The organism is Virgibacillus sp. NKC19-3 (genome assembly GCF_019837165.1).
Lineage (GTDB): Bacteria > Bacillota > Bacilli > Bacillales > Amphibacillaceae > Virgibacillus_L > Virgibacillus_L saliphilus.
The window spans coordinates 1987905-2008109 of record NZ_JAGYHC010000001.1 but is presented as its reverse complement, the minus strand read 5'-3'; the positions used below and the strand labels follow the sequence as shown (position 1 = coordinate 2008109).

22 protein-coding genes and 1 other annotated feature are annotated in these 20205 nt (G+C 37.3%); of the genes, 5 read left to right on the top strand and 17 right to left on the bottom strand.

Features of this window, described 5'->3' with window-relative positions; all coding sequences use genetic code 11:
• Nucleotides 1-2: 2 nt before the first annotated feature.
• The 5 genes from KFZ56_RS09630 (at nucleotide 3) to sigK (ending at nucleotide 3566) form a co-directional block, all read left to right on the top strand.
• Nucleotides 3-479: a Na+/H+ antiporter subunit E gene (locus tag KFZ56_RS09630; RefSeq protein WP_222641740.1), complete on the top strand. Its 477-nt coding sequence runs from the start codon at nucleotides 3-5 to the stop codon at nucleotides 477-479.
• On the top strand, nucleotides 476-784 hold the full coding sequence (locus KFZ56_RS09625; RefSeq protein WP_222641739.1) for a Na(+)/H(+) antiporter subunit F1: 309 nt from the start codon (nucleotides 476-478) through the stop codon (nucleotides 782-784). Before KFZ56_RS09630 ends, KFZ56_RS09625 begins: the two co-directional genes overlap by 4 nt.
• Nucleotides 768-1139: a monovalent cation/H(+) antiporter subunit G gene (gene mnhG / locus KFZ56_RS09620; RefSeq protein ID WP_222641738.1), complete on the top strand. Its 372-nt coding sequence runs from the start codon at nucleotides 768-770 to the stop codon at nucleotides 1137-1139. The genes KFZ56_RS09625 and mnhG overlap by 17 nt, the downstream gene beginning before the upstream one ends.
• Nucleotides 1140-1261: 122 nt before the next feature.
• Complete coding sequence (locus KFZ56_RS09615) at nucleotides 1262-2728, top strand: UDP-N-acetylmuramoyl-L-alanyl-D-glutamate--2,6-diaminopimelate ligase (protein WP_222641737.1); 1467 nt, start codon at nucleotides 1262-1264, stop codon at nucleotides 2726-2728.
• 133 nt (nucleotides 2729-2861) lie between these two features.
• Complete coding sequence (gene sigK / locus KFZ56_RS09610; RefSeq protein WP_222641736.1) at nucleotides 2862-3566, top strand: RNA polymerase sporulation sigma factor SigK; 705 nt, start codon at nucleotides 2862-2864, stop codon at nucleotides 3564-3566.
• Between the two features lie 111 nt (nucleotides 3567-3677).
• Here sigK and mtnN read toward each other — a convergent pair whose 3' ends face one another.
• The 17 genes from mtnN to cymR all read right to left on the bottom strand — a co-directional run bounded on the left by mtnN (nucleotide 3678) and on the right by cymR (nucleotide 20156).
• Nucleotides 3678-4370: a 5'-methylthioadenosine/S-adenosylhomocysteine nucleosidase gene (gene mtnN, locus KFZ56_RS09605; protein ID WP_222641735.1), complete on the bottom strand. Its 693-nt coding sequence runs from the start codon at nucleotides 4368-4370 to the stop codon at nucleotides 3678-3680.
• 15 nt (nucleotides 4371-4385) lie between these two features.
• A complete protein-coding gene (locus KFZ56_RS09600) occupies nucleotides 4386-5072 on the bottom strand; it encodes a YrrS family protein (RefSeq protein WP_222641734.1) in 687 nt (228 codons plus the stop codon).
• A 320-nt stretch (nucleotides 5073-5392) separates the two neighbouring features.
• Complete coding sequence (greA, locus tag KFZ56_RS09595) at nucleotides 5393-5869, bottom strand: transcription elongation factor GreA (RefSeq protein ID WP_222641733.1); 477 nt, start codon at nucleotides 5867-5869, stop codon at nucleotides 5393-5395.
• A gap of 198 nt (nucleotides 5870-6067) precedes the next feature.
• Complete coding sequence (gene udk, locus KFZ56_RS09590; protein ID WP_222643961.1) at nucleotides 6068-6697, bottom strand: uridine kinase; 630 nt, start codon at nucleotides 6695-6697, stop codon at nucleotides 6068-6070.
• Between the two features lie 13 nt (nucleotides 6698-6710).
• Nucleotides 6711-7352: an O-methyltransferase gene (locus KFZ56_RS09585; RefSeq protein ID WP_222641732.1), complete on the bottom strand. Its 642-nt coding sequence runs from the start codon at nucleotides 7350-7352 to the stop codon at nucleotides 6711-6713.
• Nucleotides 7353-7386: 34 nt separating this feature from the next.
• Nucleotides 7387-8505: an endolytic transglycosylase MltG gene (gene mltG, locus KFZ56_RS09580; RefSeq protein WP_222641731.1), complete on the bottom strand. Its 1119-nt coding sequence runs from the start codon at nucleotides 8503-8505 to the stop codon at nucleotides 7387-7389.
• A gap of 152 nt (nucleotides 8506-8657) precedes the next feature.
• Nucleotides 8658-8948, bottom strand: coding sequence for a DUF1292 domain-containing protein (locus KFZ56_RS09575; protein ID WP_222641730.1), 291 nt, complete (start codon nucleotides 8946-8948; stop codon nucleotides 8658-8660).
• A 12-nt stretch (nucleotides 8949-8960) separates the two neighbouring features.
• Nucleotides 8961-9374 (bottom strand): Holliday junction resolvase RuvX, encoded by a 414-nt coding sequence (gene ruvX / locus KFZ56_RS09570; RefSeq protein WP_222641729.1) that lies wholly within the window; start codon nucleotides 9372-9374, stop codon nucleotides 8961-8963.
• Entirely contained in the window at nucleotides 9375-9641 is a 267-nt protein-coding gene (locus KFZ56_RS09565) for an IreB family regulatory phosphoprotein (protein WP_222641728.1), read from the bottom strand.
• 175 nt (nucleotides 9642-9816) lie between these two features.
• A complete protein-coding gene (alaS, locus tag KFZ56_RS09560) occupies nucleotides 9817-12456 on the bottom strand; it encodes an alanine--tRNA ligase (protein WP_222641727.1) in 2640 nt (879 codons plus the stop codon).
• 179 nt (nucleotides 12457-12635) lie between these two features.
• Nucleotides 12636-12844 (bottom strand) — a binding site (T-box leader).
• 43 nt (nucleotides 12845-12887) lie between these two features.
• Nucleotides 12888-13958: an AI-2E family transporter gene (locus KFZ56_RS09555; protein WP_222641726.1), complete on the bottom strand. Its 1071-nt coding sequence runs from the start codon at nucleotides 13956-13958 to the stop codon at nucleotides 12888-12890.
• A 49-nt stretch (nucleotides 13959-14007) separates the two neighbouring features.
• The gene (locus tag KFZ56_RS09550; protein WP_222641725.1) at nucleotides 14008-14199 is read right to left on the bottom strand and encodes a YrzR-like zinc ribbon domain; all 192 of its coding nucleotides are present in this window, start codon (nucleotides 14197-14199) and stop codon (nucleotides 14008-14010) included.
• Between the two features lie 68 nt (nucleotides 14200-14267).
• Nucleotides 14268-16583, bottom strand: coding sequence for an SF1B family DNA helicase RecD2 (recD2, locus tag KFZ56_RS09545; protein ID WP_222641724.1), 2316 nt, complete (start codon nucleotides 16581-16583; stop codon nucleotides 14268-14270).
• Between the two features lie 29 nt (nucleotides 16584-16612).
• Nucleotides 16613-17269 carry a tetratricopeptide repeat protein gene (locus tag KFZ56_RS09540; protein ID WP_222641723.1) on the bottom strand — a complete coding sequence of 219 codons (657 nt, stop codon included), beginning with the start codon at nucleotides 17267-17269 and terminating at the stop codon, nucleotides 16613-16615.
• A gap of 17 nt (nucleotides 17270-17286) precedes the next feature.
• Nucleotides 17287-18399: a tRNA 2-thiouridine(34) synthase MnmA gene (gene mnmA / locus KFZ56_RS09535; RefSeq protein ID WP_222641722.1), complete on the bottom strand. Its 1113-nt coding sequence runs from the start codon at nucleotides 18397-18399 to the stop codon at nucleotides 17287-17289.
• Nucleotides 18400-18414: 15 nt separating this feature from the next.
• Entirely contained in the window at nucleotides 18415-19557 is a 1143-nt protein-coding gene (locus tag KFZ56_RS09530) for a cysteine desulfurase family protein (RefSeq protein WP_222643960.1), read from the bottom strand.
• 179 nt (nucleotides 19558-19736) lie between these two features.
• Nucleotides 19737-20156 carry a cysteine metabolism transcriptional regulator CymR gene (cymR, locus tag KFZ56_RS09525; RefSeq protein WP_222641721.1) on the bottom strand — a complete coding sequence of 140 codons (420 nt, stop codon included), beginning with the start codon at nucleotides 20154-20156 and terminating at the stop codon, nucleotides 19737-19739.
• Nucleotides 20157-20205: the final 49 nt, after the last annotated feature.

The window sequence follows — 20205 nt, the reverse complement described above, 5'->3', positions numbered from 1 at the left end:
CTATGGCCTTTCAGATAGTTATTAATTTAATCATTGCAGTTATGTGGATGTTTTTAAGTGAATCTTATACAGGTGTCAGTTTTATCACTGGATATTTATTAGGGATACTTTTACTGTTTTTATTAAGGCGGTTTATTCCGGGAAACTTCTATATGCATCGATTTTTCAAGATAATAAAACTAGTTTTGATATTTACCAAGGAATTAGTCTTGTCAAATGTTGAAATGGTTAAGTATATTTACACGCCTGAACCTGACGTGGAACCGGGAATTTTTGAGTTACCGCTTGATCTAACGAGTAACTGGGAAATTAACTTGTTAGCAAATTTCATCTCATTAACTCCAGGAACATTAACGATTGCAGTATCAGAGGATAATTCCAAATTATACATTCACGCCATGAATATTGAAAATATAGATGAAGAAATTCGTTCCATTAAAAATACGTTTGAGAAAGCTATCATGGAGGTGACAAGATGACGGATTTTCTAGTGTTAACAGAGAAAATTCTTGAAATCACTGTACTTATTTGCCTAGCAGGGATATCTATAGCACTTATTTTGCTCTTGTACCGGATTATAGCAGGTCCTACACAGGCGGATCGAGCCATTGCACTGGATGCTATGGGTATTGATTTAATGGGAATAGCTGGATTGATGTCTATATTACTGATTACCGACAAATTAAATGATGTTGTATTGTTAATTGGTATACTTGCTTTCTTAGGTACACTCGCTATTGCAAAATATCTGGAAAAGGGTGTTATAATTGACAGAGATAACTGAGATAATTATAAACATATTAACCATACTACTCCTATTGACAGGAACATTTTTAATCTTGTCAGCAGCTGTCGGAATGGTCCGTTTCCCTGATCTGTATACAAGATTACATGCTGCTACAAAAGCACCTACATTAGGTATTGCATGTGTTTTAACGGGGGCATTTTTATTTCTGTATGTAAACGAATCAATTGTAAGTGGGAAATTATTATTAGCCATCGTGTTTATATTATTAACTTCCCCAGTAGCTGCACACATGCTAGGCAGAGCAGCACATTCTCAGGGTATTAAACCGATCCTTAAACATAGAAATGATGCATATCAGGAAGCAATTGATAATAAGCGTAAAATGAAATAAAGGGAAACTCTCAAAAAGTGACATGACAATGTCACTTTTTTTCTTCCTTAAAACTGCCATACATAGCATCATTTTTAAATGGAATTATATAAGTAATACAAAATTATGAGAGGTTATACAATATGATTACTACTGAATTACTATCCAGTTTACGATTGAAAAAAATATATGGAACACTGCCAAATGACATAACATCCATCCAGCATGATTCCAGAAAAGTTGAAAATAACGCATTATTTGTATGTATACGCGGATATACCGCGGACGGCCATGATTTTCATTCAGATGCGATTAAAAACGGCGCAAAGTTGATTTTAGCTGAAGAGAAATTGCATATTGATTATGATAAAGCGGCTTTAGTAGTTGTACATGATACATGTAAAGCAATGGCACTTCTTGCGAATAAATTCTTCGACTACCCTTCCCTGCAAATGTTCCTTTTTGGTGTTACCGGTACAAATGGAAAAACGACTGTAACCAATTTAATAAAAGCACTGTTACAAAAAGATAATCAAAAGACGGCCCTTTCCAGTTCCATCGGATTAGAACTCGAGGGGGAAATAATACCCAGCAACAATACCACCTCTGATTGTTTAACAAATCAACAGTTGATTCGTAAATCGGTGAACCAAAACACAAGTAATATGGTTATGGAAGTTTCTTCCCATGGACTATCTCAAGGACGTCTATGGGGTGTGGATTTTGATATTGTCACATTCACAAATCTTTCGCAAGATCATCTGGATTATCATAAGACCATGGATCAATATGGTTATGTCAAAGGATTACTGTTTTCCCAGTTGGGAAATGATTTAACAAAAGAAAAATATGTGGTACTCAATGTGGATGATCCATGGTCAGATATATATAGTTCCCTTACACCTGTCGAAGTCATAACCTACAGTATTGTCAATCAATCGCATTTCCAAGCAAAAGCTATCCAATATTATCAGGACAAAACACAATTTACATTACATTCACCTGAAGGAACGTTTGATGTAGAGCTAAAGTTACTCGGGGAATTCAATGTATATAATGCATTGGCAGCAATAGCTTCCTTATTTGCTAAAGGAATGTCTGTGGCTTATTTAACAACCATAATAAAAGATTTACATCCAATCCATGGAAGAATGGAAAAATTGGATCTCCATGCCCCGATTACGATGTATTTGGATTATGCACATACACCAGATGCTATTGAAAAATCTATTGCATCTGTTTTACCTTTTAAACAAAACAGACTTATTTTCGTTGTGGGAACGGGTGGAGACAGAGATAGATCTAAACGTCCGCTCATGGCTGAAAAAGCATCCATTGCTGACTATGTTATATTAACCGTCAATGACCCAAGATTTGAGGAACCACATGCCATTTTATTGGATATGGAAAAAGGAATGCTACACGATAATTATATATTACTATCCGATCGCAAAGAAGCTATTACTCACGCCATTACAATGAGTGAGCCCGGAGACATACTTGTTTTTGCCGGTAAAGGCCAAGAACAAACACAAATCATTAAAAACAAAAAGCATCCTCATAGTGATGTGAAAATTGCTGAAGCAGAGTTGCTTTTAAAATATAACTAATTGTTATTGGTGTCAGGCGTAAACTTTAGGGCACCTTTTTATTTAAATGAAGAAGGACAGACACGAAACTCTAAATTCCACATAAAGATGTTATATAGGCAAATACCCATATAACATTAGGAGGTGCACGCGTTTGTCCGGAATTTTAAGCGTTCTCGCCCTACTTATCAAAGAGGCAGTCTTCTTCGTCTCCTATGTAAAAAATCACGCCTTCCCACAACCCCTACCGCCGGATGAGGAAGCAAAATACATTAAGGCAATGCAAAACGGCGATGAAGATGCTAGAAATAAGCTCATCGAACATAATTTACGCCTAGTAGCACACATTGTAAAGAAATTCGAGAACACCGGAGAAGATATGGAGGATTTAATCTCAATAGGAACAATTGGTTTAATTAAGGGGGTTGAAAGCTTCTCTGTCGATAAAGGTACGAAGCTTGCAACATATGCTGCACGATGCATTGAAAACGAAATACTAATGCATTTACGTGCACTTAAAAAAGTAAAAAAAGACGTTTCCCTCCAAGACCCTATCGGGCAGGATAAAGAAGGAAATGAAATTAGTTTAATTGATATTCTGGAGGCAGAAAACGAAGATGTTATCGAATTTATTCAATTAAATATGGAAATAGAAAAAATGCAGGATTATTTTACCATTCTTGACAATCGAGAAAGAGAAGTAATTGTTTATCGTTATGGGTTAAATGACTACAAAGAAATGACGCAACGTGAGATAGCCAAAAAATTAAACATATCACGGAGTTATGTCTCCCGAATTGAAAAAAGAGCGTTAATGAAAGTATTTCATGAATATTATCGAAATGAACGAAGAGGATAAGGAATAAAAGGCTGGGACAAAAGTGTTTTAACAAATAAATTCGGAACATACATCACTTCGGAAATGTTTTTTTTTTAGTTAAGCACGTTTGTTTTGTCCCAGGCTCCTTTCTTATTCCATTTCTTTAAGGATAGACATGATTAAATTTGCAGCGTTCTTGGCCGCCTTTCCTAGAAAAGCATCGAATGTCACCGAGGATTGTTTTCCGGCAATGTCTGATAAGGCACGAATGATGACAAATGGTTTATTGTATTGATAACAAACCTGTGCAACAGCAGCAGCCTCCATTTCTGCTGCAATCATAGCAGGGAATTTTTCATGTACAAAAGCTACCCTGTTGGGATCATCCATAAATGAATCTCCTGTAGAAATAATACCTTCTTCATATTGAATGTTTAATTCCTTTACCGCGGTTATCGCCTTCGCTATTAAACCAGCGTCTGCGGCATACATCGCAGGCATACCTGGCACTTGTCCGTAAGCATACTCAAAAGCAGTCGCATCCACATCATGATGGACGACCTCTGTTGAAATAACAACATCACCTACCTCAAGATTCTTCGTGAATCCACCTGCAGATCCCGTATTTATAATATGAGACGGAGAAAAACGTTCATGCATAATGGTTGTAGCCATCGCTGCATTTACTTTACCAATCCCGGATTTTAATAATACAACTTCTTTCTCAAGTAACATACCTCTCACAAATAAACAATTTGCAATCGTTTTTTCTTCCTTATCAACCATATTATCCATTAATAAAGCAACTTCTTCATCCATTGCCCCAATAATACCGATCGTCATATACAATCCTCCAACTTAATACTGCAGTTCATGTAATTCTTCAACTTTTGTGGGCTGCCATCCTTCATTGTCTATCCAAGATAAAAAGACACGATAATACGTTTCTTCATTCTCATTTCCAACTGTCGCAACAACTTTTTGGTCTCCGTCATTACCAACCCAATATGTTGACATACTACTTTCATCTAACTCTGTAGCTGCAGCAGCTGCTTGATCGATTTCAATTCGGTCCTGAGAACCATCGCTGTAATCAGTCGTATGAGAGCCTTCTTGTTCTGTACCCACAGGTTCCCAATCACCTGTATACGCTTCTGAAACATTTCCATCCGATGGCTCAACTTGTTCTGTTTCTACGTCATCATCCTCATCTTCACTAGCTTCTTCATTGGATTCCTCGTCTTCATTTTCTTCTTCATCTTTTTCATCTTTTTCGTCTTCTGCATCTTCTTCTGAAGCATCATTTTGAGGATCATCATCTTCGATTATGATATCGTCCTCTGCATCATCTTCTTCCTCCGAAGTCTCAGCAGATTGCTCATTTTGCTCGTCCGATCCTTCATCACTACTACCTCCAAAAATCCACACACCAAGCAATATGATCACAAGGATGGCACCAATTATAAGAAGAATGGAAATTAATTTTGTATTTTTTCGCCGTTTTTCATGTTTATTGAGGCGTGAATGTTTATCAGAGTCCCCCATGTTATGTTCCCTCCCTATTTTTATACACATCGTGTCATACTTTTAAGGGTCTCTACCACAATCTAAAGATGATAAATCAGCCTTGCACTACGATCTGCCATAGTACAAGGCTGCGGCAGCATGGCAACGCACAAAGAAAATTGTTTTTTTTCGAGGAGGCTTCAAGTTTTTCCTCACACTAGCTAGTGTCATTACCCAATTATTCATGCATTTTCAATCATAGATTTGAAGTGGACCCACTTTTAAATAGAAACTTCTTATGTAATAGCAATAAAAGCGGAAATACAGCTCCGCTTTTATTACAGATATGATCTACAGCTTTATTCTACCCTTACAATCTTCACTTGAATATCTCCACCAGGGGTTGTTACAGCAACCTCTGTACCAATCTCATGGCCTATAAGGCTTTTAGCCATTGGAGAATCATTTGAAATTTTCCCTTCGAATGGATCCGCCTCTGCACTTCCTACAATCCTGTAGGTCTCTTCTTCCCCATCCGGTAATTCCTTAAACGTCACCGATCTACCTAAAGAGACGATATCCGGATTATTATTATCATTTTCAATAATAACTGCATTGCGAATCATTTTTTCAACTTGGGCAATCCGTGACTCAACAAATGCTTGTTCATCTTTTGCAGCATCATATTCTGAGTTTTCCGATAGATCACCAAAATCACGAGCAACTTTTATACGTTCAACTACTTCCTGTCTTTTCGTGGTTTTTAACTCATGCAACTCTTCTTCTAATTTCTCTTTACCCTCTTGCGTCATATAATAACTTTTCTCTATTGCCATTTAAAACACTCCCTTTTCTTTTCACTGCTACATTCAAAATGAGCAATATTTTACAATTGCTCAGGAATTTTCTTAAATGAATTATATTAAATATTACTATGGCAGATTTTTATTTAATTATCAATACTTTTATAAAATAATTTTAAGACGTTTTCAAACAAAAGGAAAAGTATATTTCTTTTCCTTTGAACAATCTGCTCAACCATTTTTCGACAAAATTGTTTCTATTTTTGTGGCCATAATGTCAATTGCCACATGATTTTGTCCACCCTCCGGAATAATAATATCCGCATAACGCTTAGTTGGTTCTATGAATTGCAGATGTGATGGTCGAACATAGTTTATATACTGATCAATAACTGAATCCAACGATCTTCCACGCTCTTTTATATCTCTTAAAAGCCGTCTTACAATTCTTAAGTCTGCATCTGTATCAACAAACACTTTAATGTCCATTAAATCAACTAATTTTGGATTATCTAAAATTAGGATACCTTCCAGAATAATAACATCCTTCGGTTCTACCGGAATAACTTCATTCGAACGGGTATGAAGTTTATAATCGTAGACTGGTTTTTCAATTGTTTCTCGATTCATTAATTTATGGAGATGATCAATTAATAAATCATTATCAAATGCAAGCGGATGATCGTAATTGGTGTTGAGTCTTTCCTCTAATGGTAAGTGACTTTGATCTTTATAATAATAATCCTGTTCAATAACAAGAATTGTTTTGTCAGTAAAACGTTCGCATATCGAATTTGTTACAGATGTTTTCCCGCTTCCGCTTCCACCTGCCACACCGATAACAACAGGCTTATCCTGCATAATCTCATTCCCTTCAACCATTTTTAAGACTAATCGCAACTCCATCTCCAATAGGAACGATAGATGTTGTAAAATCTGGATGTTTGGTTAGCCAAATATTATAGTTTTGAATGCGCTCTACCATCTTTTTATGTCGGGAATGGGCTTCTTCAGGATGTATAACATGTCCTCTAAATAATACATTATCGGAAAGAATTAAGCCACCATTTTCTAACATTGGGCTGGCAAGCTCAAAAAAACGTTTGTATTGTCCTTTTGCTGCATCAATGAAAATTACATCGAATGATTCCCTTTTCGCAGCCATAGCTTCAATCTTTTCGAATGCATCTCCATAAACAACGGTAATATTTTCTGTTTTATTCTGCTCTTTTATATATTGCATTGCTTTTTGATATCGCTCATTGTCTTTTTCAATCGTTATGATGGATACTTCCGGGTATGCTTCTACCATCCGTAATGCCGAATAACCAATTGCTGTACCAATTTCCAGTATTCGCTTTGGTTTCATGATTTTAATTAATAACATGACGAAATGCATGCTAGCCGGTTCCATTATGGGTACATTTTCTTTTTTTGCTTCTCTCTCCATTTCCATTACCCAGTTTCTTTGTATTGGCAGCACCTTCGTTAAATAATTTGCCAACTCTTCTTCCATGCTGATACCTCTTTTGCTTTTTATATGAATAGCTCTATTCAATATGTTCTTCCCTGTATTCTAAATGTTCCTCATAAGTTTCAGCATAATATATACTTCCTTCACCGTCATGCAGGAAATATAAATAATCGGATTCCTCTGGATTAACTACTGCTTCCAACGCACTTTCGGCAAAATTCGATATTGGGCCTACTGGCAAATCCTTTACCTGATACGTATTATATGGTGAATCAACTTCCAGATCTTCCTGCAAAACGGTATCCTTATGCTCACCTAATGCATATAATACAGTTGGATCTGTTTGCAGGGGCATTCCCTCTTCCAATCGATTATAAAATACGCCGGAAATCTTATTACGCTGATCCTCTAAACCTGATTCTTTTTCTATGACAGAAGCAAATGTTACAGCTTCATGAATAGTAAGCTCCTGTTCGGCGATTTCATCCATATAGGGAGCAAGAACTGATTCAGTTTGTTCAAGCATTTTTTCTACAATAGAAGACACAGTTGGTTCATCTGTGTAAAAGTTATAAGTTGCTGCATAGAGATAACCTTCCAAAGGCGTTCGAATGGACGGATCCGTAATATCTTCTGACAAGATAGTTGGATATGCTTCGATCAGCTCTTCTATATAATCAGGGTCATTGACCTGATTCAAAAAATCTTCCTTGCTAAAATGCAAGTTTTCTGCGTAAATTTCTGCTATTTCTTCCATATCTAGCCCTTCTGGAATCGTAATGGTATAAATAGGTTCTTCCATAACCCTTCCATTTTCTAAAGAGTTAATGATCTCGTCGATTGTCATAGATGGTGAAAAGGTATAATCTCCAGCTTGAAAATCAGATTCATTATTAAATTTCACATAAATACGAAAGATGCGGCCATCCTGGATAAGGCCATTTTCTTCCAGTATTTCTGCTATTTCAGAGGAAGAGGACCCAATAGGGATAGCAACTTCTATTTCTTCCTCACTTTCAGGATCAACGGCCCCTAGTGAGGATTTAATGTACAAATACCCCGAAATACCGCCAGCGACAAGGATAAGGATAAGTGCTATTATTATAATTGCAACTATTTTACGAACCGTCGTAACTTCATCGTTTCGTAAATTTAGATTGTCTTTATAACTGCCTGTTTTCTTCTTCCTGAACATTCATATCCTCCTCCCGTCTGATATATTATACTAAAAATCGACAGGATATTCCATTATGATCTAATTATAAAAGAATAGCTGATGTCCAGTCCAGACATCAGCTAATAAAGGTTATTGGAAAAAACACCGAATGATAAGCGATGGACCTCGTATTATTCCCCTTCGTTTTCTTCTTCTGTTAACGCATGCAGCGTTTCTTCAACCATTTCCCATTCTTCATCTGATTCAATAGGAAATAGGGCTAGGTCATCATCATCGCTTGCTTTTTCTTCATAACGAAAAGCATAAACCTCTACTTCTTCTTCCTCTGCTCTTTCAACCGGAATTAAAGCGATATAGGAATGTTCTGTCTGATCAACATCAAACGTAAAAAGAACTTCAAATAAATGTTCCTCTCCATTTTCATCCGGTATAATGATCCGTTCCTTCTCTTCAAGTGCCATTATATCACTCCTTTACTTTTGATTCAGGTAACTTTGCAGAATCATTACTGCAGCCATTTTATCAATAACTTTTTTCCGCTTTTTCCTGCTCATATCTGCTTCCAGTAACACACGCTCAGCCGCAACAGTTGTCAATCGTTCATCCCATAATACAGTTGGAATTTCATGAGTATCCTCTATATGCTTAGCGTACCTTTCTGATGCTTGTCCACGTTCGCCAATTGTACCATTCATATTTTTAGGTAAGCCAACTATAGCCTTTCCAATTTCATGGTTCGTTATAATTTCTTTCAATGCTATATCAGCAGAACGAATGTCATTTTCATCCCATTTAAGCGTTGTTAAACCTTGAGCGGTTAATCCTAACGCATCACTTACAGCAATGCCGATGGTTTTAGAACCAACATCTAAACCAATGATTTTCATTTATTCTTCCTTTTGCTGTTCTAAATAATATTTTACCAGTTCTTCAATAACTTCATCCCGTTCGACTTTTCGAATTAAGTTCCTAGCATCTTTATATCTTGGGATATATGCAGGGTCACCTGATAATAAATAACCCACAATTTGATTAATCGGATTATAGCCTTTTTCCTGAAGTGCTTCATGCACTGTAAAGACGATCTCTTTAATATCCTGATCAAATGGTTCCTCCGAAAAATTAAATTTCATCGTTTTATCAATAGAGCTCATCGTGACACCTCATTCTTAGAATAACTAAAGTAATAGCTTTTAATAAAGAATAGCAAAATGTTTATCTTTGCTTTGAACATTATACGTTTACGCCCAATTTTTACTTTCATAGCCAGTTTAACATGTTTTCAGTGTTTATTATAACTTTTTCTATTGATTCCTATAGCGAATATTTTTATTTTGCATTTTCGCGTATATATTGCTCCGCAAATTGAAGGGCAGCGTCTATTTTTTCCGGATCTTTTCCACCGGCTTGAGCCATATCTGGACGGCCGCCACCGCCTCCTCCACAAATTTGAGCCGCCTGTTTGATCAGATGACCGGCATGAAAACCACGGTCAATTAAATCTTTCGATACACCTGCAGCAAATTGTACCTTTTGATTATTTTCTGCAGCTAGCAATATGATGCCTGAATCCAGCTTTTGCTTTAAATCATCCATCATGTTTCGTAACTGGTTCATATCTTTCACACTCACTTGCTTCGTGAGTAATGGTATATCATCTACTTTTCTCACTTGATTTAATATAGATGAAGCTTCTACATTAGCTAACTTTGCACTCAATGACTCATTTTCTTTTTGGATGGTTTTTATTTCCTGGAATAAGCCTTCAATACGCTCCGGCAGATTTTCTTCATTTGTTTTAACTAATTGTGCTGATTCTTGTAGTAGATTTACTTTATCTGTTAAAAATTCATAGGCTTGTTTACTGGTAACCGCTTCGATCCTTCTTATTCCAGCGCCTATGCCGCCTTCAGAGATGATTTTGAACAAGCCGATTTCGGACGTATTTTGAACATGCGTGCCCCCACATAATTCCATGCTATAATCTCCTATTTGGACAACCCGAACAATATCTCCATATTTTTCGCCAAATAAAGCCATTGCGCCCATCTCTTTTGCTTCCTCTATTTTTTTATGATCAATAAGGAGAGGGAGAGAACTCCATATCTTTTCATTTACAATTTGCTCGATTTTTTGCAAGTGCTCTTTCGAAACAGCTGTGAAATGGGAGAAATCAAAACGTAATCTCTCAGGGGTTACAAGTGAACCTGCCTGATGAACATGGTCGCCGAGCACATCTTTCAGGGCTTGATGTAAGAGATGTGTAGCCGTGTGATTCCTAATAATAGACGTGCGAAATGTACGATCAACCATTGCTTTTATTTGATCTCCTGTAGAAAATGTTCCATCTCTCACAGTCATACGATGAACATGTTGTCCCTTCGGAGATTTTTGTACATCTTCTATATAAGCAGATGCACGATCCGTATATATCCATCCTTTATCTGCTACCTGACCACCACTCTCAGCATAAAACGGTGTTTCCTTTAGAAAAATAAATACATCATCCCCTGCATTAGCGGATTCTACTTTGTCTTTTCCATTTATAATGGCTTCGATTCTCGTTTCTACTTCTAAATGATCATAGCCGATAAACGTACTCTCTACATCCACTTCACTTAAAACACCTTCTTGTACTTGCATGGAATCAACCTTCTGGCGTGCATTTCTGGCCCGTTCCCGTTGTTTTTCCATTTCCGCATTGAATCCTTCTTCGTCTATGGTAAAGCCTTGCTGCTCCACATATTCTTCAGTTAATTCCTTAGGAAATCCATACGTATCATACAAACGAAACACTTCTACCCCAGGGAAGACAGTGCTCCCTTTTCTTTTTTCTTTCTCCATGATGGAAGTTAGTATTTCCAATCCGTCATTCAATGTTTCATGAAAACGCTCTTCCTCCACCTTAACAATACGTTCAATAAATTCTTTTTGCTTTAAAACTTCCGGGTAGAAATCTTTCATAATTTCTCCAACGGTTTGGACGAGTTCATGCATAAACGGTTTGTCAATACCGATTTCTTTTGCAAAGCGAACCGCTCTTCGAAGCAATCGACGCAACACATAACCCCGTCCCTCATTTGATGGTACTGCGCCGTCAGCAATAGCAAAACTTACGGTGCGGATATGATCAGCAATCACTTTAAAAGCAGTATCGCTCTCTTCTTTCTTTCCATACACAGTTGTTGCCAGCGCTTCTGTCTTACGGATGATCGGCATGAATAAATCTGTTTCAAAATTGGTTGGCGTGTCCTGAATAACGGAAACCATTCGCTCCAACCCGAGTCCGGTGTCAATGTTTTTCTTTGGAAGTGGCGTGTACGTATGATCGGGATTATGATTAAACTGCGAGAAAACTAAATTCCATATTTCCAAATAACGTTCATTTTCTCCACCCGGATATAGCTCTGGATCATTGGGGTTATTCCCATATTTTTCTCCACGGTCATAGAAGATTTCCGTATTTGGTCCACTTGGCCCCTCTCCGATATCCCAAAAATTTTCTTCTAAACGTATAATACGTTCTTTTGGAATTTGAATATCATGTAACCAAATATCATAGGCTTCGTCGTCTTCCGGATGTACGGTCACGGCTAATAACGAATTATCAAAGCCTACCCATTTCTCACTTGTTAAAAACTCCCAAGCCCATTCAATGGCTTCCTTTTTAAAATACTCCCCAATAGAAAAATTCCCAAGCATTTCGAAAAACGTATGATGCCTTGCCGTATATCCTACATTTTCAATATCATTTGTACGAATGGCTTTCTGCGCATTGACAATTCGTGGATTCTCCGGAATGATGCGGCCATCGAAGTATTTTTTTAACGTTGCTACCCCACTGTTTATCCATAGTAATGTCAGGTCTTCCTTTGGAACTAATGAGGCACTTGGTTCCACACGATGTCCTTTTTCCTTAAAAAAATCAATAAACATTTGCCTTACCTCAGCCGATGTTAACTGTTTCATTTATTACCCTCCCATGTTTAAAATATTGACATGCTTTTTCTAAAAGATTGGGACTATACAAAGGTTCGTCCCACCGAAGACATTTATTGCTTTTGGCAAAATAGATAGAAACTGCGACGATATAAAAGCAACAATACTTACGAAAAGAGCCAAAATAAAAAAACCCCTCCCTGCAACAATACAGGGACGAGATATCGCGGTACCACCCTTATTATGAACAATAAATAATTATTCATCACTCAGTCATGTTAACGGTATGAAACCGACGGGTATTAACCGTACTCCAGTTTAGCTTTCCATGACGCCGCATTAGGATTCTTCCCAGCCAAATGAAAATCCCTCTCTTTAAACCAGCTATCATGTACTTATAACCTTCAAACGCATTAATATATATAATCTTAGCAATAGTATAAAAAACTTTAAGTTGAATGTCAATCGATACCGTGTTTCATCGCTATAACATGTTCTGTAATCACTTTACATATTGTCAATAAAGGTACTGCGACAATCAACCCAATTACGCCGAATAGCTCCCCACCTAATAGTAATGCAAATATAATCGCTATTGGATGGATATTAATACTTTTCCCTACAATATACGGTGATAAAAAATTCCCTTCAATAACTTGAATAGCCAATATGGCGATCAGCACAAATATGACTAATTTCCAAGACGTTGTAAGTGCGATAGCCATCACTGGAACGGCTCCAATGATTGGCCCGAAATAGGGAATAAGATTTGTGATCCCCATAATAATCGCTAGAAGCAGTGCATAATTTATATTTAAAAATTGGAAAACAATCCATGTGGCCAAACTAACAAGTAAAGAAACAAGTAATTGTCCACGTATGTAACTGCCTAAACTTTTATCAATGGCGTGAACCAATTTGCTTGTCTGCGCACGATATTTTTCTGGGATAAACGTCTTCACATAATCCTTTAGTTTATTATAATCCTTTAGGAAGTAAAATACGAGAACAGGGATAACCGTTAGAAATATAATCGCATCAAAAATCCTGGTAACACCACCGACTAATTTATCCAATATATTTTCAAGGGAGGTTTCAACTCTTGTGATCAATCCATCTATCTTGTCATGAACAGTTTCCGGTAAAAATGATGTATATTCATATAACTGGTATATAAGATTCTCGTACATACGAATGAAAACAGGCAATTGCTCCTTTAAATCTTGTAACTGATGCATAACAGCAGGGTAAACACGGTAAATCACATAAGCGGTAATCCCAAAAAATAATATATAAATGGAGAGAACTGCTATACCTCTTGGTATATTGTAACTGTGTATTTTTTTAATGATCGGATAAAGGAGATAAGCAATTAATAAGGAAACAAGAAACGGAGATAATAACCGCAATAGAAATGAAAAAACAGCTCCATACAATGGGAACAGTTTAACGAGTAAATAAGCGAATAAAAAAACAAAAATACCGGTGACAAGCCAATAAAGAACACTTATTGCTTTTTTGTTTCGGATCATATATTATCTCCCCTTAGTACAAAAGTGGTTTTGCTTTTGCAACTAAAGGTTACCATTGCATTTTCCTTTCTTCTTCAGAAAACAGATCATTAAGTGAACTCAAAGAACCATCCGCTTCCACTTGATGGATTGCTAATTCATTATTGATCACAGACATTTCAATAAAACATGTCCAGCAATAATAGTCTTGTGCACCAATTTTTCCTATATCCTTTCCATTACAATTCGGGCATCGCATCATACATTTAAACTCCTCTATGAAATAAATTTATTATGTTATGCTAACCCGAATGTTTATAAAATATACATTCACATAAAATCATACGGTGTAATTTCTTTTTCAGCTTCAGTTCCCTCCAGGGGAGCCTGCGGAATGTCCACAATCCTTTCTGTTAATTGTTCTTTTAAATTTGTATATCGTTTATTTGTATCCATTGTCCTTACGCCTTGCAGGAATGCCTGCTCTTGTCCGCAAATAATCAGTGACTCTTTGCTTCTTGTGATTGCTGTATAGAGCAGATTTTTTCGAAGCATACGATTATAGCTAGAAACAATCGGCAAAATTACAATTGGAAATTCGCTGCCCTGTGATTTATGAATCGACACACAATACGCGTGCATGATATTCACGTAATCTTTACGTTCATAAACCACTTCTTTGTCTTCGAATAAGATGACCAATTGTTCCACATTCTCCTTACTTTCATCTTCTTCAAAAATGGCAGCCACTTCACCGATATCCCCATTATAAACCCCTTGCTCCGGTTGATTGATAAGTTGCAGGACTTTATCACCTACCCGGTAGATAACCTCGTTAAATTTTACTTCCCTCCGTCTGGATGTTTTTGGATTAATCAGCTTTTGAAGTTCTTTATTAATCATCGTAATACCGGCCCTTGTTCGATACATTGGTGCTAGAACTTGTATATCTTTGACATCAATCCCTTTTTCCATTGCTTTTGAAAAAATGGTCATAATCACAGCAAGCATCTGTTGTTCATTGCATGGAATAAAACTGAAATCTTTATCATTTTGCAATGTTATTTCCGTATCATTTTTAATTTCATGGGCAAGATGAATAATCTTAGAACCTTCTTTTTGACGATATACCTCATGAAGGCTTACAAATGGAATACGGTCACTTTTTAATAAATCGGATAATACCTGACCTGGACCCACAGAGGGAAGCTGGTCTTCATCACCTACAATAAGTACTTGCATGTCATCTGGTATTGCTTTAAATAAGTTATTGGCTAGCCAAATATCTACCATGGAGAATTCATCTACAATTAAAAAATTTCCTGCCAGCGGTTCGTTTTGATTTTTTTCAAATCCATTCTTTCCATCCCAGCCTAGCAGACGGTGAATCGTAACAGCAGGAAGTCCTGTGGATTCAGTTAAACGCTTTGCAGCCCTTCCTGTCGGTGCAGTTAGTACAAAAGGGAACACTTTTTCATTGTCATAATCAAAAGGATTAAGTGACAAATGATTAATAGTAGCATAGGCATTAAGGATGCCTTTAATAACCGTTGTTTTCCCTGTTCCCGGTCCCCCCGTAAGTATCATAACTTTCGAATGCAGCGCTTGATTAATTGCCGTAAATTGTTCTTTCCCATAACTTAATACTTCCGTCTCCTCTATATCACCGATTATTTTCATCAATTCTGCTAAGGGAATATTCTCTTTCACCGGTTTATCAATAACTCTGCTTAAGTGAGATGCAAACCCGTCTTCTGCATAGTAGAGTGATGGTAAATATACATTTTCATCCTGAATGATAATCCGTTTCATTGTATTGAGATCATTCAATCTATCTTTGATCAGTTCCTCAGATAAAGAGTTATTTGAAAGCAACTCCAGCATTTGTCTCATACAATGCTTTAATGGTAAATAAACATGTCCATCCTGAACGCTTTTCTGCAGGACATAGATACACCCCGCTCCAATACGGTTTGGGTGTGATAAGGAAAGACCATTTTGTTTCGCTATCTCATCTGCTGTTTGAAATCCAAAGCCTTCAATATCAAAAACATACTGGTAAGGATCCTCTTCTAATATAGAAATCGCATCTTCTTTATATTCCTGAAAGATTTTCTGAGCCATTTTTAAGCCAATGCCATATTTCGATAAATAGACAACAATATGCTCAAAGCCCTGGTTTTCCTGGAGGTTTTTAGCCAATATATCTGCTGTTTCCTGTTTTAAACCAGGGACATCCGTCAGAACATCGGCATCGTTTAAAATTTTCGTTATTGCATTCTCCCCCAAGTGCTTTATAATACGTTTGGCTGTCTTCTTTCCAATACCATAAAATAAGTCACTGGAAAGATAGGCAATCAGCCCATCCTTTGTATCCGGAATATACGTTTTATAGGACAATACTTTGTACTGCAGGCCGAATCTGGGGTGTCGCTCAAAATCACCATAAAAGTAATAGTCAGTTTGTGCTTGAAGATTGGAAAAGTATCCTTTGGCAACAATCTCTTTTTCATTATAGTCCTCATTCGTATCCTGAATACGGATTTTCGCAATAGAAAAATGCTCTTCTTCATTATGAAAAATCGTATAGAGAAGTTCCCCTTTTATATATCCTTTTTCTTCATTAGATTGTCTGTCTAACCCCATCAAAACAACCCCAAATCTCAACGTCTTTCTTATGTCCATGCATCTTCCACATTTTTCTTCCCGTTCGCTGCCAGCAAATGATCTGGTTGTATACGTAGTGCCTCATCAAAATGCCTTAATGCTTCATCGGCATTTTCATTATATAAGGCAATAACCCCCAGATTATAATGCGCGTCACTATGCTCTGGATTCTCTTTTAACACCTGCCTGAAAATAGGATCCGCATCTTTAATATGATCACTTTGTGCGAGTGATAGCCCATATTGAAACTTCACTTCTTCATCTTCCGGATCCAGTTCTGTTGCACGTAGGAGATATGGCAGGGCAAGTTTATAATGTTCCTGGTATTGATATGTCATTCCCAGCAGGTAATACACATCGCTTTCGACAAGTCCCAATTCAATTGCCTTTTGAAAATTCGCCTGTGCTTTTGGGTAGATAGACTGTTCAAAATAAAGATTTCCGAGTCCATAATAGGCAGTGGCAGCGTATGGATCCAACTCAATCGCTTTTTCAAAAAAACGCTGTGCACGAGCTAGATCATGAACATGCAATAATAAATTGCCAAAATTAACATAGCCAACCGGATCGTCAGGATCTTCTTCGATTATCTCTGAAAAGATACCGGCAGCCTCTTCGTATTTACTTTCTTTCATATAATTTATAGCCTGTTCGTTTTTATCCATAAAATTGAGCCCCTTACTTAACCAACATAATCAAGTGACTTATTATCCTTCACGATTTCATCGATCGTTCCTCCACCTAGACAAATATCACCATCGTAAAACACAACGGCTTGTCCGGGTGTAACAGCACGTTCTCTTTCAGCAAAATTAACATATACCTTGCCATCTTCAAGAACATTTACGCTTACGTCACTGTCTTGTTGACGATAACGGAATTTAGCCGTACATGTGAAATTATTTTTTAAAACATCCGGATTGATCCAATTCACATCTGTAGCGATAAGTCCATCTGAATATAACTTATCATTAGCAAATCCTTGTTCCACATATAGTACATTTTCCTTCAGATTTTTCCCGACAACAAACCACGGATCACCGGAACCGCCAATTCCAAGCCCTTGACGTTGTCCCAGGGTATAATACATCAACCCATCATGGCTGCCTTTTACTACACCATCCAATGTTCTCATTTCACCTGGTTGTGCGGGTAAATATTCGCTTAAGAAATTTTTAAAATTACGTTCACCAATAAAGCAAATTCCAGTACTGTCTTTTTTCGTAGCTGTAACGAGTTCATTTTCAAGTGCAATTTCTCTAACTCGTGATTTTGGGATTTCTCCTAGTGGGAACATGACTTTTTCCAATACATCCGCTGATAATTGGTTTAAGAAGTACGTTTGATCTTTATTGTCGTCCACGCCGCGTAACATTTCATAGCGCCCGTTATTATTTCGAACCCTCGCATAATGGCCGGTAGCTAAATAATCTGCCCCCAATGACAATGCATGATCCAGAAATGCCTTAAATTTAATTTCCTTATTACACATTACATCCGGATTTGGTGTCCGACCTGCTTTGTATTCATCTAAGAAGTACGTAAACACCTTATCCCAATATTGTTTTTCAAAGTTAACAGCGTAGTATGGAATATCCAGTTGATTGCATACTCGGACAACATCATCAAAATCTTCCGTCGCTGTACATACACCAAATTCATCGGTATCATCCCAGTTTTTCATAAAAATGCCGACAACATCATACCCTTGTTCTTTCAATCGTAATGCGGCCACAGATGAATCAACGCCACCACTCATTCCAACTACAACCCGTATATTTTCATTGCTTTTCATTTGAATCACTTTCCTTTATGAGCTTAATCGTTTTATAATTTTTGCAACCCTTCTTGCAGCTTCTTTGACGTTTTCCGTTGTATTATATATGCCAAAACTAAATCGAATGGAATTGGTTGAACATATACTATTTTCACCAAACATCGCGGCTAACACATGAGATGGCTCTACAGATCCCGCCGTGCATGCACTGCCACTGGACGCAGCAATCCCCTCCAGATCGAAATTCGTAAGGAGGGTTTCAACATGCATGCCCGGGAAACTTACATTGACAATGGAAGCTATCGTTGCATCATAGTCCCCATTCACGTCAAAGTCAATGTTATTGATTCTTAATTCTTCCAAAAACTGCTCTTTATAATAGTGATAATCTCTTCTTCGTTCTTCTTTATTCTCCATTGCCCGTTCAACCGCTTTTTTAAAACCGGTCGCCCCGACTACATTTTCGGTTCCCGGTCGGCGTTTTCTTTCCTGTTGGCCACCGAATTGGAGCGCATTTAATTTAACATCTTCATCCACATATAGAAAACCAATACCTTTGGGACCATTAATTTTATGCGCTGATGCGGTTAACATTTCTATTCCCATCGCTTTCACATCTATATCCATCAGACCAAAAGCTTGAACCCCATCTGTATGAAAATAAGCTTGATGATCTCGGAGTAGTTCACCAATTTCTTCAACTGGTTGAATAACCCCTGTCTCATTATTTACAAACATAGTTGAAACAAGAATCGTCTCATCTGTTAATGCTTTTTCCAGATCACTCAAGGCTATTTTCCCGTCTTCATAAACAGGTAAATACGTTACTTCAAATCCCTGTTGTTCCAAGTTTTCTAATGTGTGAAGCGTGGCATGGTGTTCAATCGTTGTAGTGATTATATGATTTCCTTTATGCCGATTAGCTATTGCGGTGCCAATAAGTGCCAAATTATCTGCTTCTGTTCCACCACTTGTAAAAATGATTTCTTTTTCACTGGCATGGATGCTATCAGCCATCACACGTCTTGCTGCGTCTAGCTGCTGTCTCGCTTTTCGACCAAACGCGTGCACACTGGACGGATTTCCAAATACGTCCGCATATACAGGATACATAGCATCCACAACTGCTTTATCCATTGGCGTTGTTGCCGCATGATCAAGATATATTTGTTCCATCATTACATTTCCTTCCTAATTTTAGATACCGTAATTACATTAGTGAAAATCAACGAAATAAGCGATTTGTTCATGAATTCCTTTTTGGATGCGTATCTAACGGTAATTATAGTAATCAATCACTACGTCGCAGTTACTATCTTTTATGACAAAGCAATAAACTCCTAGCTAACAACCTATTAAATATAAAACATATACGCCTCTTGTGGCTCGTCTTCATTATGATGACTTAAATCATCCAAGGTTGTTGTATCAAGCACGTCTTTCACCGCATCGCGAATTCGCATCCACAACTCTTGCTTGGCTGCTTCTTCATTTTCGATTCCTTCTACTGGCGTAATAGGACCTTCCAGTACACGAATAATATCACCGGCGGTAATTTCCTTTGGATCATTTGCCAATACGTAGCCACCATAGGCCCCCCGAACACTTTTAACAAGGCCTGCATTTCGCAGTGGTGATGCAAGCTGTTCTAAATAATGTTCGGATAAATTATTATCATGTGCTATCGATTTAAGTGATGTTGGACTATTTCCGTGTTTTTTTGCTAAAGCAATCATTATCGTTAAACCGTACTTTCCTTTGGTTGAAATTTTCAATTCATACACCTCTATTATTCATTCGATTCATTTCATTATCAGTAGACAT